Genomic DNA, 18,951 nt, shown 5'->3' with positions numbered 1-18,951 from the left:
TCACCCGTCGTCCCGACGGGCCTGCCCTGATCCAGCGAATCGGCATGTTTCCTGTGCCGTCGGATTCAGGTCCCACTACCCTAGCGTGATTCCAACCCCCTCACTGTGCGCGATCCGGCAACTTTGACGTGCCGATTGCCGTCCCACTATGACTGCCTGAATGTCATGCTGGCGCCAAGGTCTTCAGCGACCGGGCCCCGATTGCGGGGGCGCCTGCTGGTGCGACGGCTCCTGCGGCGCCAGTGGCTGTTTTTCCTGTGCGGTCGCCATGGCTGCCTTGCTCTGCTCCACGGGGGTATTCACCGCCTGGGCGGTCTGTACCTCGGCCATCCGCTTATGGGGCGAATTCATCTCCCCCTGCACCGCGTAGACCTTGCTGGCGTCATCACTCAGCACTACGTGGTCGATCCGGGTCAGTCCGCTGTGTTTTGCGGCAGCGGCAAGCGAGCCGGCCAGGTTTTCGCTCAGCTGGTCGGGTTTGCGGCCATGTTGGGCATCCACGGCATGGACGCCTGTCCGCGCCTGGTCGAGGAGGGTTCGATCAGCAGGGTTGTCCCCGGGCTTGCGTGCCTGATCCTGGCGGATGGCATCGGCGTGCTTCTGTGCCGTGATGGCGCTCTGTGTTTCCGGCCCCGCCATACCATCTGCGCCCAGATGGTGATCGCGCTGGAAACGTTCCACGGCACCGCGGGTGCCGGGGCCAAACTCTCCATCGGTGTGCAATGCGCGCCCGTTCGCGTCGGTATAGCCCAGCCTGGCGAGGCTGGCCTGCAGCACGCGGACATCTTCACCCCGCATGCCCTCCTTGAGGACGCGTCCGGCGGCTGCTTCGGATGGATTCGGGGCCGGCTGGCCGACGCTTCCGCTGGCGAGCCGCTCCAGGACCTGGGGGTTGAGCCGGCGCTGCCAGTCGTCGAAGCGGCGCTCGCGGTCTTCCAGTCCGTTGAGCTTGCCGTTCACGGCCTGGGTAGCGGCGCGCACGTCTTCACGCGCCTGCTCCGGAACGCGATTCTGCCAGTACCAGGTGGCGATGCGGGAGGCGTTCTTTGGGTCGGCAGCCAGTTCCGGCTTGCCCACCAGGTCGAGGTCCAGTGCCTCTCCCGCTGCACGATAGTTGTCCTTGCCGGTGAGCTGGATATAACCGCGACCATGGTATTTCCAGCCATCACCGGGATCGTCATTGCCGTTGCGACCGCCGTACATCAGTTCAGCCAGCCGCTCCGGCTTGCCCATCAGGGCATCCTTGCGGGCACTCTCCAGAGCGGCAGCGCCTTCGCGCCAGGCCGACTGGACGGGAATCTGGGAGCTACCACGGGTATACCGGAAGCTTTCTTCAAGCCGGTTCAGCCCATTGGACTCATGTGTCACTTGCGCCATGAAGTTGGCCAGCTCCCGGGGAGATCGTATGCCAGCGGCATACGCGTCCGTCAGGACCTGGGTCTCACGATCAATCGCCATGTGCAGCTCCTGTCTAACTTTCGATGGCGACAGCTTCTCCTGCTGTCTTCAATCATCCTCCGCGACCACGGAGGCTTCGGCTCAGGGGAGGGTCACCTCCTGGACCTTCGCCGGGTCGAAATCGTGGAACGAAACCCTTCCCAGTTCATGTGGGGTCAGTTCGATCTTTTTCTCGTGACCGGTCTCACTGTCGGAGACCTGACGATTCACCTTCGTGACGAACCAGTCTTGGCTATCCTTCGCGTAAGTGAAAGTAAATTCGTCGGACCAGCGCTCCCGGCTTCCGCCGCCGTTCACAATGGTGAACGAGCCGGGCTCGACCCGCACGTAGCCGAAGGGGTCGCCGGCGACGCCGCCGCAGGTGGCACAAGGCACCACATGGCTGTTGCTGCTGGCCTTGATGAGCTTGCCGGATGGGTCCCGCAGCAGAACCAGCACCGTGCGGCTCGGGCCTTCGCCAAGCCTTTCCTTGCCAGTTGTCGGCGGGTCGAGCACGAGCAGGACATCCTTGTGTCCTGCGCCGGTCAGGTCACCCGTCTTCGATTCGAGGATCCGGGTTCCGTCCGTTGCAAACGACTTCAAGTCATCCATCTTGCTTCCTTTGTCCGTCGCGGCGGACGTCGTGGCGCGGTTCTGCGTGGCGTAGGGGTTCGCATACTGGGCGAACACGCCGGGTGCCGAGAAGAGCAGGGCGAGAAATGCCAGGCCCGCTCCTGCAAAGGATGTCATGGGAAGGTTTCTCCCTGGAGAACGTCGTGGTTTCATGGGCTGGGCGGGTCCTGAGTCTATTGCGTACGCTCGGGCAGACTATATCTTCGGGTTGACTCCCTTTAATGAGCGTGCTTGGGCTGTGCAATGCTGCCTTACTGCGTTTTTATCAGATGGTCCGACGTTGTATCTGGTTAGTTGCTCGGCTTTGGGAGGCTGCACTTGCTTAGAACTGTAATGCAGCCAGGGCCGCAGTCCTGGCGAGCATATCTGTCGGCATCCTCCTGCTCGGCCGCGGTAGCAAAATAGACGTTGCCTCCGCCAGAAGGTGCCTGGGCAACCGATGCGCACTGATTGTGATAGGAAACGGCGATTTGACAATCCTTGCCGCCGTTTCTTCGACAGTAGTCCATCGCTGTATCTTCAGCAGCTTTCTTGGACGGCTTGTCCTCGGAGTTTCCGGCTTTAACTTCTACATGGTCATAAGCTATTGCGCCGAAGCTATCTGCCCATCGAACCTTTTGTTCAACGGGTACAGGTGGCTGAACGGTCCCATCAGGAAGAGCATATGGAGATCCTGGTGCTGTCGGTGGAATACAACCAGGGTTTCCGGCGGACGGTATGCCTGGAGCGCATTGCGAGAAGCACGGGCCTGATATCGCTATGCAGGTCAATACAAACAGGCTATTTGATAGTTTCATTCTAGGATGCATTGGGCTGTCGGGCATTTCCCTTTTTAATGGAACCAGACTGCGTAGTACTTCCAGCTCCAAGGGACGATAGAACTTGTGACTTGTCTGCGAAACTGTTCGTACGATTACTTTCATGGTTGCGGGACGGATGTGTATAGCCAGAAACCAAACTAGCCCTTCCCTGAGAAATCACCTGCTGATCTTTCGCCCCAGCCGGGAGCCGATCAGGCCAAAACAGAAATAGGCAGCATGAACCAGGCTATTCATGCAAAGCATGACCAAATGCTTCTGTTCGCCCTTTTCCTTATGCATGGAAGATGCGTTGACGTTCTGCCTCTATTATGGATGCCGGGTACTTCTTGAGAGGAATCACGTCACGCAATTAAAGATCGCATCACTGTAATTTAGTCGGTAGGTTGGGCGAGACTACATTTGCTATATATGATGGCGCATCGATCGCTATTGCAATTATCCAAAGCCATGCGCTCAGCTTTCTGAGAATTCACGGCGGACGTAGCAAAGATCTTCCCTCCGCCAGGTGTTTGAGCTAGCGCTGCGCATTGGTCATGATAGGCAATCAGAACTTTGCAGTTGTTTCCGCCATTCTTGCGGCAAAGATCCGTGGCGATATCGCGAGCAATACCTTCGCTTTCCCTGTCTTCGACGGTACCACCTCTGCCGCTTTCGTCATCGATTGCTGCGGCCCCCATCGGCTTGACCACTTTACGGTCTGTGGTATAGACCTTGGTGAAGGTGCCTGGTCTTGATAGTACGGGGAGCCCGGCGCGTTGGGAGGAATGCATCCTGGGTTGCCCGCTGAGGGGACGCCGGGCGCACATTGCGCGTGAACTGAGTTGCCGTTAAGTGCAAAAGTGATCATGAAAAATGATGCAATGAATAATCTTCTCAGCCCCCAATTTGCTAGTTTTCGCTCCATTTGATGGTTGACTCCTTTCAACAATTTCGTGCCGAATACGCCATCAAGCAAGCTTGCCTGATGGCGCTTTTAACAATCAGTGCGGCGTTGCACTTGCCTAGTTGATTCGTTTGGGCAAGCTGCATTTTCTGAGCACGGTGACACATCCACTGCCGCATGCTCGAAGGGCTCTCTGATCAGCATCTTCTTGCTCTGCAGCAGTAGAGAACCTTATGTCACCAAGGCCTTCAGTTGGCTGTGCAGCGGATACGCATTGGTTGTAATAAGTGATGACGACTTGGCACTGCTTGCCTCCATATCTCTGGCAGTAATCCATCGCCACCCTGCTTGCGACTTCCTTCGATGGCTGGTCTTCTGCATTGCCCGCCTTGACTTCCACTCTGTCATAAGCGATGGCTCCCCAACTGTCTGCCCACTGGACGTTTTGCTGAGGCAGCGGTACGTCCGCCGGAGCGTTTGCATCGGGAACTCCATAGGGAGAGCCGGGCGCCGTAGGAGGAATGCATCCCGGGTTACCGGCCGAGGGAATTCCCGGAGCGCATTGCGCAAAGCAGGAGATCGGCCCTAAGAAGCATATGGCGATAACTAGCAGTTTGGAGATACTCATCTTGTTACCCATCGGACTGTCGGGGGGAACCCATTTTAACGGCATCGCCCTGGTTCGTTATGCCACCAGCCCCAAATGCCGACAGCATCTGTGACTTATCTCTGTGAGCGCCCGCATCCTCACCTCCATTGTTTCTAGGCGGCGGGTTGTAGCCCGATGCTGCCGATGCTCTCCCTTGAGCAATCGCCTGCTGATCCTGTGCCCCCAGTTGCGAGCCGATCAGGCCAAACGAGGAATAGGAAGAGAACTGACCCAGTGTGCCCTGGAAGAAGGATGCTGCCATAGGCGGTGCCATGACGATGAGTGTAGACAGTAACAGGCCGATGCCACCCTGCTGAAGGGCCAGGCTGTTGATGCCGTCCGCGCCGGTGCTGCTGCCACCGGTCAATGCCATGGTAGTCAGGTACTTTGCGGCGTAGGCCGCCGTGATGGCGCCGAGCATCTTCATGGCAATGGTGACCATGACCGATAGAACCGCCAGTGAGAACACCGTTCCTATGCCATATAGGAGCCATTTCTGAAATAACTGCTTGGTGCTCTCGAAAAGCAGGCACATGATGAAGAATGGCCCGAAGCCGATGAACAGGGCCAGGGCAATTTTGTTGAGCAACAACATGGCACCTGCAATCACGGATGGCCCGGCTACACCGATGCCAGTGAACCAGCGGTTGCGGTCCTTGGCTTCCTGTTCAGACTGTTTGTTTCCCGGGTCGACGCTGTCGATAAGGGCCAGGGCCATTTCCATCTTTGCCAGATTGTCATCGATCGACTCAAATGGACTCTTGGTGCTCGACGAAACATAGCTGGAAATGGTTGACGACATTCCGTCGGTTAGCGTCCAGTAGATCGGGCTCGAGGCATAGGCAACGGACGTTGCGATGAAGACGATAAGAGTTGCCCGGGCGGCATCGCCAACCAGCACCATCATGGGCTGGCGGGATTGTCCCGTGACGATGCGGAATCCCTGCCACATGATCCATATGGTAAGGATGACCACGGCAGCTGTACCGATGAGTGAAGCGGCGCTTGAGAGCAGGCGCCACTGCATGTAATCGATTTCGGTGCGCAGAAAGTTGTTGATCGTCCGGAAGAAGACGAAATTGGTCGCTTCGTTTACGCCATCTCCAATATCAGCGACAGCAAAGTCGAAGAGGCTTCCGATTGTTCCAATCATGGAACCATTCCTTGCGATAGAAGTTCAGGACTGTAAGTGCGCATTACCAGCCGTTCGATTGGGATATCGAAAGCGTCTGTATCCCGGAAGGCTTGTCCGACTGAACACCATCCAGGGCAAGTTTAAGTGCAGCACCAGCGGCGATGGATGGAAGTGCCTTGCCAATATCCAGATCGCCGCCTCCTGGAAGCGGAATGGTGAACGGAGAGGGCTTGTCCGCCGTCTTTCCGCTATTGGCGGCGCGGGCCAGGCGGCCCTGCTCCTCACGGAGGAACCGCAAGTTGGCTTCGTACGCGTAATTGACCGACTGCATCTGCGCCTGGTCCAGTGCGATCAGGTTATAGAGGGCGGTCAGCTGGTTGGTGTTCTCTTCGATTTTTCCGAGCGCATTCGGGTCATCGGCCTTGATGCTCTTGCGATCGGCGATGATGGCCTGAAGCATGTCGTTACGGGTCTTGCTGTTTGCATACATGGTAAGCATGTACTGATACTGCGCATTCTGGATTTCCACGATCTTGTTGCAGTTCGTCTGCTGCGGATCCGGTAGCGCGTCGCAGCGCTTGTCGCCAGTGGGAATCAGCCGGGTGGTATCCGTGGGAATCGTGGACGCCGGGTCTTTCACGCGATCGCCAGGTCGACCATTTGTGTAGTCTGAGATCATCAGTTTTTTCCTGATGGCATTCAGATTGTCATTGACTGAGTTTCCGTCCGTCTTGCCGCCCATCGTGGTGTTGAGCGTATCGTTCGCTTCGTCATGAACTGCCCACTGTGCATGTGCTTCGGGTGCGATCACGCTGCCCGTAAGTATCATTGCCGCCAGGGATAGTAAGCGGAGGAAGGTCGGGCGCAGGGGAATGCGAAATATAACCGTTGACATGGGGTGTTCTCCGATCGTCGATGCTGTATGGCTCAACCCGCCGCGCTACGCGCGGTGCGGGAGGACTGGGGGCCTGGGGTGGGCTTCTTGCCGCTGCCCTTCCTGTTTTCGTAGAAGTCCGGAAGCCACTGCTCCGGCCTCAGGTCATCCGGGTGAATGCTCAGGGTTTCACCTCGGGCCTGCAGGATCTGATGCATGATCTCGATGTTGTCCGTGGAGGCCGAAATGACCGCCAGGGCATCGTCCATGCCGCGAAGATTGAGCTGGCATACGGCCGAGGCGTGACCTTGCTTCACCAGGAAGCAACGCGACCGCTCATCAAGGCTGACCACCACCTGGTATTCGGCTTCGGTGAGCTTGAGGCCATCCACGTAATCCTCCTTGCTTGCGTTGGGGTTCGGCAGCAGGATCATCGTGGCGGTCTGTTCGATGAGCGAGGCGGCGATGTCGCTGGCGAGCGCATCCTCCGGACTCTGGGTGGCGAAGATGCCCATGCCGTTCTGCTTACGGATGGTCTTCTGCTTGTTCTTGGCAAACTCCTTAAGGCCGCCCTTGCCGTCGAGGATCTTCCAGAATTCGTCCATCACGTAGATCAGCCTGCGCCCATCGATGATCGCTTCGAGCCGATGCAGCAGGTAATTGATGACGGGAACACGGACCTCGGCGTTGTCGATGATGTCGGTGTAGTCGAAGCCGATGATGTTGGCCCGGGTAAGGTCCACCGTATCGCGAGGGTTGTCGAACACCCAACCGAGCGAATTGCCGGAGGTCCATTTGCGCATGCGGACAAACAGGCCATCGTCACCGAGGTTGGGCAGGCTCTTCTGGAAATTGGTCATGTTGCGAAGATGCATCGGCGTATCGAGCATGGCCTCGACGGCACGGAAGATGTCTTCTTCCTCGCGCGAGCTGTAGATCGGTTTGCCGGCCAGCACCTTGATGAGGTCTGCCAGGAACTGGATGTTTTCTTCCGAGCGCTCACACTGGAATGGGTTAAACCCCGTGGGTTTGCCATTTTCCAGGGCGAGGTAGTTTCCGCCGCAGGCGCGAACGAAGATTTCGGCACCCTTGTCCTTGTCGAAAAAGAAGATGGTGGGTGCGGGATCGAGCCTCTGCACCTGGCTCAGAAGGAAGTTGATGAGGGCGGTTTTACCCGTGCCGGACTTGCCGATGACCATCGTGTTGGCGATGGCCTTTTCACCCAGCGAATTCTCGGCCGGATGCGTGGCATGGAAATTGAAATAATAGGGCTGGCCGTTCGTGGTCTGCAGCGTGGTGACGCAGTCACCCCAGGGGTTGTTCTGCGGTTTGCCAGTGGCGAAGTTATGCAGCGGCGACAGGCCGAGGAAATTGAGCGAGCTGACGTTGGCCAGCCGGGTCCGGTACTTCCAGTTGCCCGGCAGCTGGGCAAAGAACGCCGAAGTGACGGCGAGGTCTTCCTTCACCGATACGAAGCCGGCGTTCGAAAGCTCCGCACGGGTTGCGGCCAGCTGCTGCCCCAGGATTTCCTGCGACGGCGCATAGATGGTCATGGAGAAGTGATACTCACCAAGCACGAAGTTGCCCGATGCGAGCTGATCCATGGCCTGGTCGAGTTCGATGATCTGGCTGACGGCCTTGTCACCCGAAGAAATCATCATTCCCTTGGTGCGATCCAGGGCCTTGAGGGCGGCTTGCCTGCCCATGGGGCTGAACGAGTGGGTGATTACATACTCGAAGTCGAGGTACTTCAGTCCATTGAGGATGCCCGGGTAGGTGCCTTCGGGATATTCCTTGACGTTGAGGATCGCGCCGAAATGATTCACCCCCGACGGCGTGGTGAGCACGAAATCACCCGTCCGGCTCGAAAACCGCTGGCGACTGACCGGCAGGTAGTCCTTTACGGCTGCCGGAAGCACCGGCACCGGCTCGTCGATCCGATTGAGGATGAAACCGAAGTGCTCCAGGATCTCGGAGAAGACGATACCGTTTGGCGCTTCGTACATGCCAAGTCGGTTCGGCGCGTAATCCTTGAGTACGGCTTCGACGTTACCGGCAAGTTCAAGGATTTTGGTGATCGCCTGGCGCTGCTCAGCCTCCAGCCGGGAAACGTCGCTGGATTTTTCGGCAAAGCGTTTACCCTCCACGATCGGACGATAGATCATGGTCAGGTAAAGCTCGTTCTGCATCAGCTTCTGACCAGACAGCGATTCAAAATAGCCATCTGACAGAGTTTGATTGAATGCGTGTTCGAACTTGCTGTTGTCTTTGAGTTTGCGGCGCCGGCGAATATCGTGGACCCAGAAGGCCACATTGACGAAGTCGGGCGCGCGCAGCGTCTGCAGCATGCGGTTGAACGTATTGTGTCGGTGTTCGATTTCCCACTCTTCACGACCGACGAAGGGCAGGCCGCCCAGTCGCCAGACCATGAGGAAGTCACCTGCCGTGGTTTTCACAACGGTCGGGGACACATGCGTGGACAGGGGAATGTGTTCAGCAATGGGGGCGTCGGGAATGAACATGGTCGTTACCGGATGAATCGATGATTCGCCCTGGCAGTTGCCTGCCAGGGCGAGAGGCTGTTCAGCGACCAGACTTGGCCGATGGCTCGCGATAGTTATTGGGTGTGAATACCCACATGCCGTCATGCTCCTGGACATTCCTTACCCGGGCCCGGAACTGCAGGCGCAGGCCGAGCAACCGGAAGATCATCTCGTCCCGCTTCGCCATCTGGCGCATGACGAAGATCGAGATGGGAATCATCAGGAGGAACCAGAGGTTGAAGTACTCCGCAAACAACAAGCCGCTGCCCGCACCCACGAAGAAGGGGATATAGGGAACGCCCATGAACATCGGTGGGCGGGTGCAGCCGCGGAACAGCGGATTCTTATGCATGGAACGGCAGCAGGTGCTGGATGGTGCTGGCTGCGTCGATGAGCAGGCCCATCACCTTGCCGCTGGTAGCGTCACAGGCCTTGCTGGCGCTGCCGCTGCCGCCGACGACCATGCTGGCCACCTGGGCCGCGGCACCAATCAGCACGCCACCGATGAGGGCCGGGGCCACGTCGGCGATGCGCTTATGCGCAAAGGCGATCTGGTAGCCGGAGAAGATCACGGCGATGGTCACCACCACGATGGAAGCGGCGTTGAGCAGGCCGTTGATGTTTTCGAAGAAACCACAGACCTTCGTGCTGGTCTGGGTGGAGTCACCGCCATCGACGAAGCCGAATGCAACGGTGGGAAGCAGCATGGCGATCACGATGAAGGCGAATGCAATCTTGCGCGAGAGATCTGCGCTGGACTTATCGATGGTGGGGTTGAAGGACGGCTTGGCCATCGCGAGAGTTCCTTTGTCTACGTTTTGATCGAAGTGGCTACTACGCGGGTAGCCGGTCGGGTAAACCACGGCATCGTTCGGATGGACGTGGCAGGGCGGCCTTGAGGCCATCGCCGGGACCCGGGCAGGGTGGGTCCCCGTGCGAATTGCTGATGCGGTGGGCGCGGGGCCCCCGGCAGGAAAATCAGAAGACGAAGGCGCCATCGCCACCTCCATTGCGCAAGTCGGCCCGGTCTACCGCAGGCGCTTTCGGTGCAGCTTGAACGGAGGCTGGAGCCGGATCGTTTGGCCCATGAACTTCGGGTACGAAGACACCGCTGTCGGATGGCGTAGCAGCCTGGGCGCCCTTCGGATTGGCGGCGGAGACGCCGACACCTGCCATGGCGGCAGCCGTGGCCGGGTCCATGGCAATACGGCCTGGCTGCGCCTGCATGGTGTCGGGCACGGATTGACCCACCTGGTTCATCAACCGGGCGGTGGCCGGATCGGTGGGAATCCGACCGGGAGGCTGTTGCGGCATCGTCGGCGGTGCGTAGGCGGCCTGCATATTCGGTGCTGGCAGCATTTCCTGCTGTTGAACCTGGGCAAGGGCCTGGAGATCTTCCGCGCTCATGCCCATGGCCTGCGGGGGCTCCGCGGCGGGACCCACGGCTGCGACGCGACTGACTGCGGGCGCGATGGTCGCAGACAGGGCGGCATCGGCGACACTACGCATCGCCACGCTTCGCATGGCTACCCGGGTCGCGCCGTCAGTGCTCGCCAGCGGCGCGGCCTTGACCATGCTGACAGCCGCATTCCGCGCCACCTGCAGGGGGATGGGATTCGCACCCACCATGGCCGCCTGGCGCGCCATGGAATCGAAGATCTTCTGGACGTAGCCGTCCTGATATCCGGTGGTGAAGTTGCCCGAGTAGTAGCAGCTGAAGGCCTTGCCCCAGTCGCCTCCTGCACTGGCATAGCACTGGGCCAGGATCTGCGAGCCAGCCCGGAGATTGGGACACAGGTCGAATGCCTTTTCGTATGTATCCAGTCCGTACTTGCCGAGGTTGGCCCGGTTGACCTGGGCTACGCCCAGCGAATAGTTGTAGCCCTTGTCTTCCAGCATGCGCACCGTGGCAACGGCTTCAGGCAGGTTCTGGGGCTGGCGCACGAGCTGGCCGCCCACCACGCCGATGGCGTAGGGGTTGTGGCTCGATTCGACGTTGACGACGTGCTGCATCACCTCCGCGGGTACGGAGAGATTCTGGCAACCCATCATTTCAAGTCCTGGAAGCACCTTACAACTCCTGTCTGATGACCGTTGGTGTGGTGTGCGGTTAGGTCCCGCTGGCGCCCATGGCGCGAGCGGGGTTGAAATCGATGCCTGTAATGTGTCGCTTGCCTGCATGTGCCTTGATGTGGACCACGATGTCGATGGTCAGCATCAGCAGGCGCTTGATTGTCGAGAACTCCAGGCCCGCGCCTTCGTTCGAGGCCTTCACCATCAGGGCCAGCTGGTCCCAGGTCTGCTCGACACTGCCGGCGTGGCAGCTGGTGATGGATCCTGGGTGGCCTGATGCGCAGTTACGAATGAAGTAGAACGATTCATCGCCGCGAAGCTCTGCGAGGATGATCCTGTCGGGCTTCATGCGCAGGCAGGCCTCCATGCAGCTCTTGGCAGTGACATTGCTCGCGCTCTGCCCGCCCTTGGAGTAAAGCAGATGGACGACGTTCGGCTGTTCGATGAAGAGTTCCCGCGCGTCCTCGATGGTGACCAGGCGCTCCTCCGTGGGAATATGGTTCACCAGAGATTTCATGAACGTGGTCTTGCCGCTGCCGGTGGCCCCCGCCACCACGATGTTTTTCTTGCCCAGTACGGCGCGGCGGAAGAAGTCGGCATAGCGACGCTCGGCCCTGAGTTCGAGCAGTTCGCGATCGGTATCGGTGAGCGTCTGGCCTCCTTCCATGATCTCATCGAAGAAACCGTCCTCCTGGTACTGGGCCAGTGACTTGGTCTGCCGCGACGGAAGGCGGATGGTGATCGATATCCTTCCGGCCTCACAGGCCGGAGGGATCACGAACTGCGCACGCTGGCCGGTGGGGAAGGTCAGCGACACCACGGGATCGGTATCGGTGATGCGCTGCCCCGTGTTGCTTTCATTGACTACCGCGGTACAAAACTGGCGGGCGCGTTCGAACGTGAGACTCGGCACCTCGACACGGCGCCAGGCGCCGCGCGATTCCAGATAGAGCTCACCTGGCCGGTTGATGCAGATTTCCGTGACATCGGGAGACGACAGGTACTCGCGCACGCCGAGGATCTCGTACTGGTAGTCGAGGAAATCGTTTCCGACGGCGGCGAGGGCGGGTTCGTTCATGTCGTGCTCGTCAGTAGCGGGCGACTACGCCAGCGAAGTCGACATCCTTGGCGACATAGATGGCGAGCACGGTGCCTTGGTTGATCGTCACCGTGGCCGGACGGTTGGCGGCACGCACCACCGCGCTGTTCGCGAGCATCTGCAGGGTCTGGGCGGTATTGCTCTCGTACGGGTTGTCAAGCACCGTGCCGTTGGCGGCGATCGTGGTCTGGCGCGGGCCGTGCTTGGCGGCTTCGTACTTGAACGCATCGCTGAACATGCTGATCAGCAGGGCGGAGCCGATACGGCTACCCCAGTGGGCGTTGTAGATACCAGGGTGGCCGGCACCGCCGAGGCTGTCGATGCCCGGGCTGGACATCTTCACGTCGATGCCGGTCGGCGTGACGATACGGTCCCAGATCACCGCGACGCGGGGACCATTGGGCTCCATTTCATACTTGCCAAGTACCTTCGAACCCTTGGGCAACAGCAAACGCTTGCCGGTGAACGAATAGATGGGCTCGGTCACGATGCATGACGTGAAGCCGGGGATGTCCGTGATGATGCGCGTTTCCAGAACGCATCGAATGAACGTGCCGCGCAGCATGAGGGTATCCGGGTGCGTGAGTGGCTCCGCACTGGTGGGCTTTTCGTCCTCGTCGCTCTTGGCGTAGGCGCTGTTGATGGGCACGCCGTTGTACGACTGCGGCGGCGGCTGCTGCGGACCGCCCAGGCCAGGAAAGCCATAAGGCCCCTGCGGACCCGGAGGGGCACCATTCATGCCTCCGGCTGCCTGCGCGGCCCCGCCTTCCGCAGCCATGATGCGACGCTCTAGCAGCGTGGGGCCTGCCGGGCGCGCCGGCAGGTCCATACGGGCCGGACGGGTCTGCTCCGCAGTAGGTAGCGGCGGCGGCGGGACAAGGGCGATCGGTTCCGCCGGCTGGGGTGTCGGCAGGGCAAGTGGCTTGGGTGCCTGAGGGACGGTGACCGTTTCTTCCTTGGGTTTGGGCGCGGCTTCCTGCTTGCCTGAGCGGCCTCCGGTTGCCAGGAAGTAGCCGACGAACAACAGAAGCATGACGATCCCGCCGAGAAATGCCAGCGCACGTCGGTTCATCCGGCGCACATCGGCGGCAGCCAGCTGGGGCGCCGCCGCATCCAGGTCCGGCTGGGCCTGGCGCTGTTGCTGGTTGGAGTACGGATTGCCCGACAGCGGATCGTGCTGCTGAGCCTGCTCGTTGTTCGTCACGTTCTCACGTGCCGAATCGTCATCGGGGTGGTAGGGATTATTCGGGCTCACTTCTTCGTGTTCCTTCGCAGACCCACAACGTTGTCGTCGTGACGAATCACCAGGTAGTTGTACGTGCCGTGGACGATGATCGTGTTGCCTTCCACGGTGGTGTTCACCAGCGATTCCTCTCCGTGTTCCTTTTCACGCATGTATACCGAGGGGAAATTTCCCGTCGGGAACTGCTTGAGGTCCGGCATCTTGATGTAGGTGAAACGACCATCGTCGTAGACGTTGATCGGTACCAGCCACACCGCGGTCTTCCGCTTCTTGGCGTAGTCGTAGTCGAAGTTGTAGTCGCGACCCTTGACGAGGGATGTGTCGAGCATCGGTGATGCCTCGACTTTCTTGGTTTCGTCGAGAAAGCTCGTGTCGGCCGGATAGGTGAAAGTGACCTTGTATTGCACGCCGGCGCGACGGGCCTGGTCGAGGGTTTTCCAGTCGGTGGCGACAACTTTCAGCTCGAAGACGTACGAGTGGGTGGCGGTTCGCACCATCATGTTGGTGTCGACGTCCACGTTCTTTGGCTTCACGTAGAAGACGTTCTCGCGCCTGGTCAACTCCCAGCCACTGCTGAAGCCCGTGCTGAAGTCGAGAATCTTCTCGTTCGGGCTCAGTTCGATCTGCGTGGTAATGCCAAGGCCGGTGCGCACCGTGTAGATGCGGTTCGGCTCGTACTCGTAACTCTGTAGTGCCTGCGCGGGCGCAATGGATGCTGGCGGAGGCAAGGGCGTGTTCTCTGCGCTGCGAACCTGCATGGCAGCCGATGCTGCGGCCAGCAGGGTGAGCGCCACGACGGATGGCTTGGACCGGAAGATCATCAGCGGCGGACTCCATTCGCGCGGCCGCCGGCAGGTGCGGAAGCGTTCGGTTGGACGGTAGGTTGGACGGGCTGTTGCAAGGTCGGAGCTGCCTGGGCCGCAGGTGCGTTGGCCTGGGTCGGCGGAACGTTGGTACCGGACGTATCGACCGTCGGAGCGGGCATGGCGCCGTCCACTGCCGGCGTCGGTGCAGCGGTCGCTGGTGACGGATCGACGGCAACCTCACCGGGCGGCGTATCGGCATAGTCGCTGTCCACGCGGTAGTCCAGAACCTGGAATCCGAGGGGATTTTCCACGCGGTAGCGATCGTCCATCTTCAGGTTCGGCTTGTAGACGAACGCCATCGTGGCAATCTTGTTGTCCAGCGGCGAGGTTGCGCCATTTATCTTGTTGTAGACCGTGCGCTGGAAGCGCACGGTGGCACCCTGGGGCGGATCGCCAGGCGCGTCGCCCGGAATGAGGACGATGCTGGTGACCTTGATGCGGATGGCACGGTCCCGGCCATACTGCTTGTACGGACTGCCGGGGTTTTCCGGCGCATGAAGGTTCATGTAAGCCGTCGCCAGCTTGGACGAGGACATGGTCATCACCGTATCCCAGTCGCGCAGCATGATCATGTTGTAGTCATACGATTCGCGAGCCATCACAAAATGCGTGATATTGCTGCGATTGATGGCTTCGCTGGCGGCAAGGCGACGGTTGGTGACGTCTTCGGTCAGGCGCGACAGCGAACTGGTGCCGGTATAGGCATCCGCCATGATGAGGTAGGGCACTTTCTCCTTGAGGGGAAGGATGTAGAAGTACCCGCCGACCAGGCAGAGCGAAACGACCAGGGATGCGGATGCGACCCACCACGCGCGGCGTTCGCTGCGCCTGGCCATGTCGGCAATCGTCACTTCGAAGTTCACCGATTTCGACACGGCCTCGTCGATCTTCGGCGATTCTTTTTTCTTGAGCATCAGGGGCTGTCCGTCACTTGGTGTCAGGGGTGGCGGGCTTGGCCGGCGTGGGTGCCGAGGCCTGCGCGTTGGGCGGCGTGGCGCCCGGGACGGAAGGCGCCGTGATGTGGCTGACCTCCTCCACGATGATCTGCGGCCCTTCGATGACCACGGCGATGCCCTGCGGCGCATAGATGGCGCTCAACTGCGAGGCGGCATCACGCGCTTCGGAGGTGTGAATTTGTGACGCAGCTTTGGGAAGCGTGAAGTCGGAACGAAGACGATAGGACAACTTCATACCGGTATCCGAGCTCCAGCGCGTAAGCATGACCTTGAGCGTGCCGTCCATCGGAGCCGCGTAGTAAGCGTAGGGCACGGCAAGCGGGATTTCGGTCGGTGTGTCGTCGTAGCGGTTCACAGGCTTCCAGGTACCCCCGAAATCCTTGGCGGGCGGAGTGCCGCATCCGATAAGAGCCAGGCAAATCACGGCAGACGTGCCAATTTTTCGAAAGTTAGGAAGGTCAGTTTTCACGTTTGACTCGTAATTCGTTGAAAGATAGATACTTTCTGATTACGGGTTGCGGCATCGGTCCATCGACGGACACCGGATTCCACCCGGTACGACTCGACTGCTATTCGGCAAAAAAACGCTCGCGCACGCGCACTGCGCCGCAGCGATCGCTGATGCATCCATAAAACGGGCACGCGCCTGCATTCGCGCAGGGCGCGGCCCTTTGATGACGATCACGGGCCTCTACGACCCGTCTCATCGGTTTGCAATCCATACAGCATCCAACTCCTGGCGACCCTGGTCGCTCTTATCCACCTGGTGTTCCGAGGGAGCACCGTCGAAGCCGGGAGCCATGCTGTCGGCGACAGCAGCTCATCGAGAAAAACCGGCTAACGATTGTGGACTCCCCGCGACGGATTCCATCCGCGTCAAAAAAATAACTCATCATTCATCATTTGGCTAGACCGGAAAAAATTTATCTTCGTGATTGATTTCACAGAATAAAGACGCGAAACATGCCTTGACATTTATGGGGTGATGAAGTCTTTCGCATTAAACCATTTTGAAGAAGTCGAACTGTTGACGGTTCTGGTGAGTCGCGATGACGCGCATTCGGGCCGCTCGCCAGACAGGGCTGATGGTGGTTGTTTCATCACTGTTGAGGTGGGTTGCAAGTGCGTCGGCCTGCTTCCGATGATCCCGTCAAATAGACGTCCATACATCCGCGATTCGTCGACCCGGGGCTCGGGCGAAAGGCGCGTGGTTATCCATTGACTTATTGGCTGCATTACCAAATCCCTCCAATTTTTCGGGGAAATCCGGGATGCCTCACAATACGCAAGCGCATGGCGTTCACAACGTGTGTTGCATAGCTTGTGCGACACAAGATGGTTGCGTTAGTGGGTTTCGCCCTTGGCGGCCGTCAATCGGCCGTCCCCCTGTTGCGTGGATGAAACAGCAGAGAACGTGTAGGCGGCGTCACCGTATCCAGGGCGGGGGCGATCGACGTGAGAGGGAGGGGTGGGTCATCAGGGGCTGCTTGCTGGTAAAAGGGCCACGCAGTCCGCATGTCCGCTTGGCGTTCATTTTCCGCCGGTGGTAGAACGTGCCGATTCCGCATTGCACTAGAAGGCAGCCTTTATGACCCCGATCCCCGTTCCTGCCGATTCCGACCTCATGGCCCTGGCCGAACAGGTGGCGACGGCCGCCATCGAGCGCCGCGTGATGGTTGCCACGGCCGAATCCTGCACCGGTGGCTGGATCGCCAAGTCGCTCACCGACCTGGCGGGCAGTTCGGCGTGGTTCGAGGCCGGCGTGGTCACCTATAGCTATAGCGCCAAGGAATCCCTGCTGGGGGTCAACCCGCGTACCCTAGAGCGCACCGGTGCGGTGAGCGAGGAGACCGTGCTGGAGATGGTGTCCGGTGCCGTCGCCCGCTATGGCGCCGGCGTGGCGGTGGCGGTCACCGGTATTGCGGGCCCCTCCGGTGGTACCGCGGACAAGCCCGTGGGTACGGTCTGGATCGGCTGGAAGCGCCGCGGGGGCTACGCCCACGCCACGCTCTTCCATTTTGCAGGTGATCGCGAGGCGGTGCGGCGGCAGACGGTGGCGGCCGCACTCGCTGGAATGGTCGAGGAACTGAAGAAGCCCTGAGGCTATGGCACACTTGGGGATTGCGGATCGCAGTCCCTGAGACCACGGTCGGGCAACATAACCCCACTACTTACGAGACCGGAATCACGATGGACGACAATAAGCGCAAGGCGCTGGCCAGCGCCCTTGGCCAGATCGAGAAACAGTTCGGCAAGGGTGCCGTGATGCGTCTTGGCGACCGGGTCGACGACCAGATCGACACCGTGTCGACTGGTTCACTGGGTCTCGACATCGCCCTCGGCATCGGCGGCCTGCCTCGCGGCCGCATCGTCGAGATCTACGGCCCGGAATCCTCGGGCAAGACCACGCTTACCCTGCAGGCCATCGCTTCGTGCCAGCGCGGTGGCGGCACGGCGGCCTTCGTGGATGCCGAGCACGCACTTGATCCGTCCTACGCCGAAAAGCTGGGCGTCAACGTGGCCGACCTGCTGGTCAGCCAGCCGGATACCGGCGAACAGGCGCTCGAAATCGCCGACATGCTCGTGCGCTCCGGCGCCGTCGACATGGTGGTGGTCGACTCCGTGGCAGCACTCACGCCCAAGGCCGAAATCGAAGGCGAGATGGGCGACTCCCACGTGGGTCTGCACGCCCGCCTGATGAGCCAGGCCCTGCGCAAGCTCACGGCCAACATCAAGAAGTCGAACTGCCTGGTCATCTTCATCAACCAGATCCGCATGAAGATCGGCGTGATGTTCGGCAGCCCGGAAACCACCACCGGTGGTAACGCGCTGAAGTTCTACGCCTCGGTGCGCCTCGACATCCGCCGCATCGGCGCAGTGAAGAAGGGCGAGGAAGTCATCGGCTCCGAAACCCGCGTGAAGGTGGTCAAGAACAAGGTGGCGCCGCCGTTCCGCCAGACCGAATTCGAGATCCTCTACGGCGAGGGCACCTCGCGCGAAGGCGAGATCATCGAGCTGGGCGTTCGCGAGAACCTCATCGACAAGTCCGGCGCGTGGTACAGCTACAAGGGCGACCGCATCGGCCAGGGCAAGGAAAACGTCCGCCAGTTCCTGCGTGACAACCCGGCCATTGCCAACGAAGTCGATGCCGAACTGCGCGCGCGCCTGCTCGTGAAGCCGGGCAACAGCAACAGCGCCTCGAACGACACCGAGCAGGATGAGGCCGAGGAAGCCTGACCGTAGCGGCGGGACGGGCGAGTCCGGCAAGGCCGGCCGCCCCTCCCGCAGCGCCTACGACAAGGCGCTGGGCCTGCTGGCCCGCCGTGAACACTCCCGTCGCGAACTCCGGCAGAAGCTGGAGCGCGGCGGTTTTGCGCGTGAGGAAACCACGGCCGCCGTCGAGCGGCTGGAAGGCCAGGGCTATCAGGATGACCGGCGATTCGCGGAGTCGTTGCTCCGCACCCGGGTAGGGCAGGGCTATGGGCCGGCCCGCATACGGGCCGAGCTGCGCAGCCAGGGCCTTGCCGACAGCGAGGTCCGCACCCTGCTGGAGGAGGCCGGTGTCGATTGGCACGAAATTGCCGCGGATCAGTTGCGCCGACGCTATGGCGCGGGCAGCGCGGACCCGGCTGAGCGGGCCCGAAGGGCGCAGTTCCTCTTGCGTCGAGGCTTCGCGGCCGCCACAGTACGTGTTCTTACCCACGCCGATGCGGAAGACCCCGACGACGACTGAAGGCAA

At 60.2% G+C, this 18,951-nt stretch carries 18 protein-coding genes and 1 pseudogene; 3 read left to right on the top strand and 16 right to left on the bottom strand.

The features are described 5' to 3' along the window. Nucleotides 1-183: 183 nt before the first annotated feature. The 16 genes and pseudogenes from KR767_RS00945 to KR767_RS00885 all read right to left on the bottom strand — a co-directional run bounded on the left by KR767_RS00945 (nt 184) and on the right by KR767_RS00885 (nt 15,567). Nucleotides 184-1,458 (bottom strand): XVIPCD domain-containing protein, encoded by a 1,275-nt coding sequence (locus KR767_RS00945; RefSeq protein ID WP_250877817.1) that lies wholly within the window; start codon nt 1,456-1,458, stop codon nt 184-186. Nucleotides 1,459-1,539: 81 nt separating this feature from the next. Next, nucleotides 1,540-2,187 carry a hypothetical protein gene (locus tag KR767_RS00940; RefSeq protein ID WP_250877816.1) on the bottom strand — a complete coding sequence of 216 codons (648 nt, stop codon included), beginning with the start codon at nt 2,185-2,187 and terminating at the stop codon, nt 1,540-1,542. Nucleotides 2,188-2,360: 173 nt separating this feature from the next. Continuing rightward, nucleotides 2,361-2,867, bottom strand: a complete 507-nt coding sequence (locus tag KR767_RS21410) for a DUF4189 domain-containing protein (RefSeq protein ID WP_425602715.1) — start codon at nt 2,865-2,867, stop codon at nt 2,361-2,363. Between the two features lie 395 nt (nt 2,868-3,262). Then, the gene (locus KR767_RS21405; RefSeq protein ID WP_425602759.1) at nt 3,263-3,568 is read right to left on the bottom strand and encodes a DUF4189 domain-containing protein; all 306 of its coding nucleotides are present in this window, start codon (nt 3,566-3,568) and stop codon (nt 3,263-3,265) included. Between the two features lie 324 nt (nt 3,569-3,892). Next, nucleotides 3,893-4,402, bottom strand: a complete 510-nt coding sequence (locus tag KR767_RS21400) for a DUF4189 domain-containing protein (protein WP_425602714.1) — start codon at nt 4,400-4,402, stop codon at nt 3,893-3,895. A gap of 4 nt (nt 4,403-4,406) precedes the next feature. Continuing rightward, nucleotides 4,407-5,576 (bottom strand): TrbL/VirB6 family protein, encoded by a 1,170-nt coding sequence (locus KR767_RS00935; protein WP_250877815.1) that lies wholly within the window; start codon nt 5,574-5,576, stop codon nt 4,407-4,409. A 43-nt stretch (nt 5,577-5,619) separates the two neighbouring features. Beyond that, complete coding sequence (locus tag KR767_RS00930; RefSeq protein ID WP_250877814.1) at nt 5,620-6,453, bottom strand: hypothetical protein; 834 nt, start codon at nt 6,451-6,453, stop codon at nt 5,620-5,622. Nucleotides 6,454-6,485: 32 nt separating this feature from the next. Then, nucleotides 6,486-8,954: a VirB4 family type IV secretion/conjugal transfer ATPase gene (locus KR767_RS00925; protein ID WP_250877813.1), complete on the bottom strand. Its 2,469-nt coding sequence runs from the start codon at nt 8,952-8,954 to the stop codon at nt 6,486-6,488. 61 nt (nt 8,955-9,015) lie between these two features. Further along, the gene (locus KR767_RS00920) at nt 9,016-9,327 is read right to left on the bottom strand and encodes a VirB3 family type IV secretion system protein (protein ID WP_250877812.1); all 312 of its coding nucleotides are present in this window, start codon (nt 9,325-9,327) and stop codon (nt 9,016-9,018) included. Next, nucleotides 9,320-9,769 (bottom strand): TrbC/VirB2 family protein, encoded by a 450-nt coding sequence (locus KR767_RS00915; protein WP_250877811.1) that lies wholly within the window; start codon nt 9,767-9,769, stop codon nt 9,320-9,322. The genes KR767_RS00920 and KR767_RS00915 overlap by 8 nt, the downstream gene beginning before the upstream one ends. An 813-nt stretch (nt 9,770-10,582) precedes the next feature. Continuing rightward, nucleotides 10,583-11,027: pseudogene (locus KR767_RS00910) on the bottom strand (lytic transglycosylase domain-containing protein); the annotation flags it as partial. Between the two features lie 58 nt (nt 11,028-11,085). After that, the gene (gene virB11 / locus KR767_RS00905) at nt 11,086-12,126 is read right to left on the bottom strand and encodes a P-type DNA transfer ATPase VirB11 (RefSeq protein WP_250877810.1); all 1,041 of its coding nucleotides are present in this window, start codon (nt 12,124-12,126) and stop codon (nt 11,086-11,088) included. A 10-nt stretch (nt 12,127-12,136) separates the two neighbouring features. Further along, nucleotides 12,137-13,402 carry a TraB/TrbI/VirB10 family type IV secretion system protein gene (locus KR767_RS00900; protein ID WP_250877809.1) on the bottom strand — a complete coding sequence of 422 codons (1,266 nt, stop codon included), beginning with the start codon at nt 13,400-13,402 and terminating at the stop codon, nt 12,137-12,139. After that, nucleotides 13,399-14,148 (bottom strand): TrbG/VirB9 family P-type conjugative transfer protein, encoded by a 750-nt coding sequence (locus KR767_RS00895; RefSeq protein ID WP_250879204.1) that lies wholly within the window; start codon nt 14,146-14,148, stop codon nt 13,399-13,401. Before KR767_RS00895 ends, KR767_RS00900 begins: the two co-directional genes overlap by 4 nt. A 62-nt stretch (nt 14,149-14,210) precedes the next feature. Next, nucleotides 14,211-15,170 (bottom strand): VirB8 family type IV secretion system protein, encoded by a 960-nt coding sequence (locus KR767_RS00890; RefSeq protein WP_250877808.1) that lies wholly within the window; start codon nt 15,168-15,170, stop codon nt 14,211-14,213. 13 nt (nt 15,171-15,183) lie between these two features. Continuing rightward, the gene (locus tag KR767_RS00885) at nt 15,184-15,567 is read right to left on the bottom strand and encodes a toxin co-regulated pilus biosynthesis Q family protein (protein ID WP_250877807.1); all 384 of its coding nucleotides are present in this window, start codon (nt 15,565-15,567) and stop codon (nt 15,184-15,186) included. A 1,233-nt stretch (nt 15,568-16,800) separates the two neighbouring features. Between KR767_RS00885 and KR767_RS00880 the strand changes: the two genes are divergently transcribed. From KR767_RS00880 to KR767_RS00870, 3 genes are all read left to right on the top strand, one after another. After that, nucleotides 16,801-17,313, top strand: coding sequence for a CinA family protein (locus tag KR767_RS00880; protein ID WP_166947264.1), 513 nt, complete (start codon nt 16,801-16,803; stop codon nt 17,311-17,313). An 89-nt stretch (nt 17,314-17,402) separates the two neighbouring features. Next, nucleotides 17,403-18,449: a recombinase RecA gene (gene recA, locus KR767_RS00875; protein WP_250877806.1), complete on the top strand. Its 1,047-nt coding sequence runs from the start codon at nt 17,403-17,405 to the stop codon at nt 18,447-18,449. Further along, nucleotides 18,430-18,945: a regulatory protein RecX gene (locus KR767_RS00870; RefSeq protein WP_250877805.1), complete on the top strand. Its 516-nt coding sequence runs from the start codon at nt 18,430-18,432 to the stop codon at nt 18,943-18,945. Before recA ends, KR767_RS00870 begins: the two co-directional genes overlap by 20 nt. Nucleotides 18,946-18,951: the final 6 nt, after the last annotated feature.

The sequence above is a fragment of the Luteibacter anthropi genome, assembly GCF_023699965.1.
GTDB lineage: Bacteria > Pseudomonadota > Gammaproteobacteria > Xanthomonadales > Rhodanobacteraceae > Luteibacter > Luteibacter anthropi.
Note: the sequence above shows the minus strand (reverse complement) of the source record. Positions and strands in the feature narration are given on the sequence as shown.

Bases quoted from the DNA above. Each gene is read 5' to 3' on its own strand.
- KR767_RS00945 (WP_250877817.1), bottom strand. From the start codon at position 1,458: ATGGCGATTGATCGTGAGACCCAGGTCCTGACGGACGCGTATGCCGCT.
- KR767_RS00940 (WP_250877816.1), bottom strand. From the start codon at position 2,187: ATGACATCCTTTGCAGGAGCGGGCCTGGCATTTCTCGCCCTGCTCTTC.
- KR767_RS21410 (WP_425602715.1), bottom strand. From the start codon at position 2,867: ATGAAACTATCAAATAGCCTGTTTGTATTGACCTGCATAGCGATATCA.
- KR767_RS21405 (WP_425602759.1), bottom strand. From the start codon at position 3,568: ATGGGGGCCGCAGCAATCGATGACGAAAGCGGCAGAGGTGGTACCGTC.
- KR767_RS21400 (WP_425602714.1), bottom strand. From the start codon at position 4,402: ATGAGTATCTCCAAACTGCTAGTTATCGCCATATGCTTCTTAGGGCCG.
- KR767_RS00935 (WP_250877815.1), bottom strand. From the start codon at position 5,576: ATGATTGGAACAATCGGAAGCCTCTTCGACTTTGCTGTCGCTGATATT.
- KR767_RS00930 (WP_250877814.1), bottom strand. From the start codon at position 6,453: ATGTCAACGGTTATATTTCGCATTCCCCTGCGCCCGACCTTCCTCCGC.
- KR767_RS00925 (WP_250877813.1), bottom strand. From the start codon at position 8,954: ATGTTCATTCCCGACGCCCCCATTGCTGAACACATTCCCCTGTCCACG.
- KR767_RS00920 (WP_250877812.1), bottom strand. From the start codon at position 9,327: ATGCATAAGAATCCGCTGTTCCGCGGCTGCACCCGCCCACCGATGTTC.
- KR767_RS00915 (WP_250877811.1), bottom strand. From the start codon at position 9,769: ATGGCCAAGCCGTCCTTCAACCCCACCATCGATAAGTCCAGCGCAGAT.
- virB11 (WP_250877810.1), bottom strand. From the start codon at position 12,126: ATGAACGAACCCGCCCTCGCCGCCGTCGGAAACGATTTCCTCGACTAC.
- KR767_RS00895 (WP_250879204.1), bottom strand. From the start codon at position 14,148: ATGCAGGTTCGCAGCGCAGAGAACACGCCCTTGCCTCCGCCAGCATCC.
- KR767_RS00890 (WP_250877808.1), bottom strand. From the start codon at position 15,170: ATGCTCAAGAAAAAAGAATCGCCGAAGATCGACGAGGCCGTGTCGAAA.
- KR767_RS00880 (WP_166947264.1), top strand. From the start codon at position 16,801: ATGACCCCGATCCCCGTTCCTGCCGATTCCGACCTCATGGCCCTGGCC.
- recA (WP_250877806.1), top strand. From the start codon at position 17,403: ATGGACGACAATAAGCGCAAGGCGCTGGCCAGCGCCCTTGGCCAGATC.
- KR767_RS00870 (WP_250877805.1), top strand. From the start codon at position 18,430: ATGAGGCCGAGGAAGCCTGACCGTAGCGGCGGGACGGGCGAGTCCGGC.